The following is a 5,722-nucleotide window of genomic DNA, read 5'->3' as shown; positions in this document are numbered from 1 at the left end:
GGCCTGCGGCGCGCCCCCTTCCGCCCCGCCCGGCGGTCAGGCCTGGGGCACCGCGTGGGGGCCCGAGCAGCAGGCACCCGCCCCGCAGCAGGGCGAGGGCTGGGGCGCGCCGCAGGCCCAGCAGTGGGGTACGCCGGACCCGTACCAGGCGCAGGCCCAGCCCCAGCAGTGGGGCGCCCAGAACGCGTCGCAGCCGCTGCCGCAGCCCGGCGGCTACGACAGCGAGCAGCCCACGTCGTACTACCTGCCGCCGGTGGACCAGAGTCCTCAGCACGGGCCCGGCCCGGGTGCGCCGCTGCCGCCCGTCGGCCATGACACGGACCAGCCCACCTCGTACTACCTGCCGCCGGTGGACCAGAACACCGCGGGAGGGTACGGCGCTGTCGGCGCCCCGCTGCCGCCCGCCGCCGACGTGTACGGCATGCCCGTCGGACATGGCGGTGCCACCGGCGTACCCCTGCCCCCGGCGGACGAGGGCGCCACGCAGTACATCCCGCCGGTCCCCGCGTCCCCGGACGAGGGCGTGACGCAGTACATCCCGCCGGTCCCGCCCGGGGCGCTGCCGCCCGAGGTGCCCGTGCGGGGGGCCGCGGAGCAGACGCAGTTCCTGGGGCACGCCCCGCAGGGCGGCGGGCCGCTGCCGCCCGTGTCCGGGCCGGACGCCGAGGCCACGCAGTACATCGCGCCCGTGCCCGGGCAGCACGGTGGGGAGCGGCAGCCGCCCGCCGAGTTCGACAACCTCTTCCGCAGCGGGCCGGGCGGCGAGAGCCCGGCCGGGTCCACACAGCAGCTGCCGCGCTTCGAGCCGGCGCAGCCGCCGCACGCGGGGCACCAGCAGCCGTCGTACGGCCGCCGCGACCACCACGACGACGGCGGTGGCCGTAATGGTGGCCGCAACCGCTCGCGGGTGCCGCTCATCGCCGCCGTCGGCGTCGGTATCGCGGTTCTCGGCATCGGGGCGGGCGCGCTGCTCGCCGGTGGTGGCGGGGACGACGACAGCGACGGCAACGAGACCGTCGCCGCGACCGCCCCGGCGAGCGAGTCCGCCTCGCCGTCCGCCGACCCGGCGAAGGCGCAGGCCGTCGAGCTGGACAAGCTGCTGGCGGACAGCGGTGACAGCCGGGCCTCGGTGATCAGCGCGGTGGAGGACGTGAAGGCCTGCGAGAACCTCGGCCAGGCGGCCAAGGACCTGCGGGACGCGGCGACCCAGCGCAACGACCTGGTGACCCGGCTGTCCAGTCTCTCCGTCGACCAGCTCCCGAACCACGCCGAGCTGACCACCGCCCTCACCAAGGCGTGGCAGGCGTCCGCGTCGGCCGACAACCACTACGCGGCGTGGGCCGACCAGACCGCCGGCCGGAAGGGCTGCAAGAAGGGCCAGGCCCGCACCACCGGCCAGACCCAGGCCGGCAACACCGCGAGCGGCGAGGCCAGCACGCAGAAGATCACGGCGGCCAAGCTGTGGAACGCGATCGCGAAGACGTACGGCCTGACCGAACGCACCCGTACCCAGCTGTGACGGACGGGGGCCGCCCCTCGCGGCCCCCGCCACCCGGTCCCGGGTGCCGGCTAGCCCACGTCGGCGTTCGCGAGTGTCTTGCGGACGTCCGTGAAGCCCTTGCGTGCCGCCACCAGCCGGCCCTTGCGCACGGCCTGGAGTGTCACCTCGGTGTTGACCAGGCGCGGCAGGCCGATGGCCCCGAGGCCGTTCTCGTACTCCCAGTTGAGGGTCGGGGTCAGTCCGCCCGTGGAGACCTTCAGACCGCCGTCGAGCGCCTTGCGTACGGCGGTCGAGGTGATCTCGCCGTCGCCGAGCGAGTCGACGGCGGCCTTGAACACGGTGTACGCGAGCCAGGTGGTCTGCACCCCGGTGTCCGCGGGGTCGATGCGGTTGTCGTCGAAGGCCTGCTCCTTGATGACCTTCTTCATCGGGTCCCAGCGCCGGTCGGTGGCGACCGGGTACCAGCCGGTGATGTACGAGCCCTCGTAGGGCCCCGACGCCCCGCCCGTGGCGTCGATCACCGTCTGGTCGACGCTGCCGAGGACCGTGCCGGTGCGGACGTCGGGATAGCCCTCGCGGGCGCGGCGGAAGGAGTCCATGAAGGTGCTGGTGCGGTCCCCGAGCGCGGGCAGCACACACCCCTTCTTCGACGGGTCGCCGACGGCGTGGGCGAGGGCCCGCTCGGACTGCGCCGAGTACTCGGTGGCGTCCTCCGCGGCCAGCTGGTCGTCCGCGGCGGCGTGGCCGGCGGCCTTCAGGCCGGAGTCGAGCATGACGTGGAGTTCGTCGCCCGCGATGCTGTCGGGGCGGACCAGTGACACGGCCCCGCAGCTGCCGCCGAGTTCCTCGCCGAGACCGGCCAGGAGGCTGGGCTGGCCGCCGTTGACGGGGTAGGAGGCCACGCTGTCGAACTCGGCGTTGGTGATGCCGTAGCCGCCTATGTAGGGGATGTCGGCGCCTTCGAGCGTCGGGAAGAACGCGTCGCCGTACTGGCTGTAGGAGCCGACCACCGCGACGACCTTCTCGTCGACCGCGCGCTCGGCGCACTTGGCGGCGGAGACGGCGTCGTTGTGGTCGTTGCAGACCAGGACGGAGAGCTTGCGGCCGTCGATGCCGCCGTGCGAGTTGATCCAACGGGCGTATGCCTGGGCGAAGGCGGGCATACCGGGCTTGTTGGTGGCGCCGGTGTTCATCGGGGCCCAGGTCATGACCTTGATCGGGTCATCCCCGGAGCCCCCCGTGGCACCGGGGATGACCCCGCAACCGACGGTCAGCGACGCACACGCGGCCAGCGCCGTCGCCGCGAGGGCGATGGCTCTGACGGGCGGGTGGAGCCTGGGGAGGAAGGTGCTGCGGATGCGTCGCCTGCCGGTCATGGACACACACGCTTCCGTCACATGGCCAACCCGGGAGTGACTTACGGTCAACGATCGGTGACGCGAAGGTGAATTGCGGGGGTCGGTGAGGCGTGTGTGACGAGGAACGTACGATCGATGACCGTGCAAGGTTCGGAGAACTCTTCCCGTCGCGGCCGTCGCTCATCCACCATGGGCGGCATGCCACTGAACGACATGCCGTGGTGGCGCTGGCGCAGCAATGTGCGCTCCGCGCTGCACATGCTCTCCGACCCAGGGTTCCAGCGGGACGTCTGGCTGGCCGGTGTCGAGGGGTACGGGGACGTCACCGACGCCGTGTACCGCCTCGTCGAGGACACCTGGCTGGACAACTGGTCCGCCGAGAAATACGTCGGCACGATCTTCCGGGACTCCCAGGAGTCGGCCCTCGTCGACACCGCGGTCCTGCGGGTGCTGCGGATCATGCACCAGGTCGGACCGGACGCACCCGTCTCCGCCTATCTCGACCACCCCGGGTGGCCGGAGGCGGTACGGGCCGCGCGCGACGCCCATGTGCGGATGGCCACGGCCGACCAGGACGACCCGGACCAGCCGCCGCGCTCGCTGCACGTGCTCCAGCTGATGACCAGGTCCGCGTGACGGACGCGTTCTCTGCGGTGCCGGTGGATATGGGACCCTGTCCCGCATGAACGAGCAGTCCAACCGGGCCGCGGTGCCCGCCGAGCAGTACGTCCTCATCCTGTCCTGCCCCGACAAGCAGGGCATCGTGCACGCCGTGTCGAGCTACCTCTTCATGACCGGCTGCAACATCGAGGACAGCCAGCAGTTCGGCGACCACGACACGGGTCTGTTCTTCATGCGCGTGCACTTCTCGGCGGAGGCGCCCGTGACGGTGGACAAGCTGCGGGCCAGCTTCGCGGCCATCGGGGACGCCTTCCACATGGACTGGCAGATCCACCAGCCCGAGGAGAGGATGCGGGTCGTCCTCATGGTCAGCAAGTTCGGGCACTGCCTGAACGACCTGCTGTTCCGGGCCCGGATCGGCGCGCTGCCGGTGGACATCGCCGCGGTGGTCTCCAACCACACCGACTTCGCCGAGCTGGTGAAGTCGTACGACGTCCCCTTCCACCACATCCCGGTGACGAGGGACAACAAGGCGGAGGCCGAGGCCCGGCTGCTCCAGCTGGTGCGTGAGCAAGGTGTGGAGCTCGTCGTCCTCGCCCGGTACATGCAGGTGCTCTCGGACGACCTCTGCAAGCAGCTCAGCGGGCGGATCATCAACATCCACCACTCGTTCCTGCCGAGCTTCAAGGGTGCGAAGCCGTATCACCAGGCGCATGCGCGGGGTGTGAAGCTGATCGGGGCGACGGCGCACTATGTGACGGCCGACCTCGACGAGGGGCCGATCATCGAGCAGGAGGTCGAGCGGGTCGGGCACGACGTCACACCGGACCAGCTCGTCGCGATCGGGCGGGATGTGGAGTGTCAGGCGCTGGCGCGGGCCGTGAAGTGGCATGCGGAGCGGCGGATTCTGCTGAACGGGCGGCGGACGGTCGTGTTCGCCTAGGAGTGCGGGCCTGAGCGTCGTAGGGCGGCTGCGGCCGGGTGGGGGCTGATCGCGCAGTTCCCCGCGCCCCTGGGTGGGTCCACTCCCGCTCCCCGATCCGCGCTCTACCCCTTAGATCCGGCTCAACGACGCGACCGCGAACAGCACGTCCCTGATCGCCTCGCGGTCGCCCAGCTGTCCCGCCGCCGCGTCCGCCGGAGGCACATGGCCCGCGGCCAGCTGGCAGAACTCCACGCCGTCCAGGGCCACATGGGCCACCTCGTACTCCGCGGAGCCGACCGCCGCGGGGGAGTCGAGCGGGATCAGCCACTCGCCGCCCCCCGAACCCTCGATCTCCAGCCGCAGACTGCGCCCGGGCTCGCCCGCGGGAACGAGGTGGCGCCCACGCGGCGGCGCGGCCAACCCGGTCCGGCGCCGCACGGCCAGCGCCGCGGGGAGCATCCGGGCGGCGAGGTCGATCATGCGGTTCAGATGGCGGGGGGACGGCGGGCCGTACGGGTAGTCGACCGCCTCGGCGATGTCCTCCGCGTGGACCCAGCACTCGAAGGCGCGGTCCAGCATGGCGTCGTGCAGGGGGAGTTCGAAGTCGCCGTAGGACACCGAGAGCTTGCCGGGGCCGCCGCCGGTGAAGGAGACCGTGCGCACCAGGTCGTGGCTCTGTTCGCGCCAGGGGCCCCGCACGGAGCGGGTCGGCGGGAAGTGGGAGCCGCGCCAGAACGCCTCGGTGCGGGCCGCTGGGGTCGGTGAGTCGGTGCTGACGTCGCCGAGCGGGTCGTCCAGGCCGAGCGCGAGGGCGACCAGGCCGTCGACGGTGAGGAGGTGCGCGATGACGCCGGCGACCGTCGTACGGCGGCTCGTCGCCTTGTCGGCCTCGAACCAGCGCAGCCGCACGGGCGCGTGCCACTCGGCGTCGCCCATGTCCCGCAGCAGCGCGTCCAGGCGGGCGGTCTCGGCGTCGTAGGGCGCCGCCCACTCGGGTACCGGGATCCGCGGCGGGCGGCGGTCCAGGCAGCCCTCCAGGACGCGGGTGCGCAGCCCGGGGTCGAGGTCGAGGCTCTCCGGCGGGTGGAGCAGGCCGACCGCCCCGCGCAGCCGCAGCGCCTCGTCCGCGCAGGAACCGCAGTCGCCGAGGTGCTCCTCGACGGCCGCCGTCTCCTCCGGCGAGCAGGCGGCCAGCGCCCAGGCGCCGAGGAGCGCCTTCAGTACGGGGTGCTCCAGGACCAGGGGCGCGGGCGGCGGCGGTGTCTCCAGCGGGGGCAGGGGGCGCCCGGTGTCCTCGACGGACGCGCGCGGCAGCGG

5 protein-coding genes are annotated in these 5,722 nt (G+C 72.7%); 3 read left to right on the top strand and 2 right to left on the bottom strand.

The window, feature by feature from the left end:
- Positions 1 to 1,519, top strand: a 1,519-nt coding sequence (locus HLK59_RS47605; protein ID WP_171147929.1) for a hypothetical protein, incomplete at its 5' end; no start/stop codon positions are given.
- Positions 1,520 to 1,569: 50 nt separating this feature from the next.
- Here HLK59_RS47605 and HLK59_RS47600 read toward each other — a convergent pair.
- Positions 1,570 to 2,877 carry an ABC transporter substrate-binding protein gene (locus HLK59_RS47600; RefSeq protein ID WP_171147928.1) on the bottom strand — a complete coding sequence of 436 codons (1,308 nt, stop codon included), beginning with the start codon at positions 2,875 to 2,877 and terminating at the stop codon, positions 1,570 to 1,572.
- Between the two features lie 117 nt (positions 2,878 to 2,994).
- On the opposite strand from HLK59_RS47600, the gene HLK59_RS47595 reads away from it, so the two are divergent.
- Positions 2,995 to 3,495 (top strand): hypothetical protein, encoded by a 501-nt coding sequence (locus tag HLK59_RS47595; protein WP_171147927.1) that lies wholly within the window; start codon positions 2,995 to 2,997, stop codon positions 3,493 to 3,495.
- Between the two features lie 46 nt (positions 3,496 to 3,541).
- Entirely contained in the window at positions 3,542 to 4,423 is an 882-nt protein-coding gene (gene purU, locus HLK59_RS47590) for a formyltetrahydrofolate deformylase (RefSeq protein WP_171147926.1), read from the top strand.
- Positions 4,424 to 4,534: 111 nt separating this feature from the next.
- Here the strand turns inward: purU and HLK59_RS47585 are convergent.
- Positions 4,535 to 5,722: zf-HC2 domain-containing protein (locus tag HLK59_RS47585; RefSeq protein WP_171147925.1), on the bottom strand; the 1,188-nt coding region annotated here is incomplete at its 5' end.

The sequence above is a fragment of the Streptomyces sp. S3(2020) genome, from assembly GCF_013044505.1.
Taxonomy (GTDB): domain Bacteria; phylum Actinomycetota; class Actinomycetes; order Streptomycetales; family Streptomycetaceae; genus Streptomyces.
This window is presented reverse-complemented; position numbering and strand designations above follow the sequence as displayed.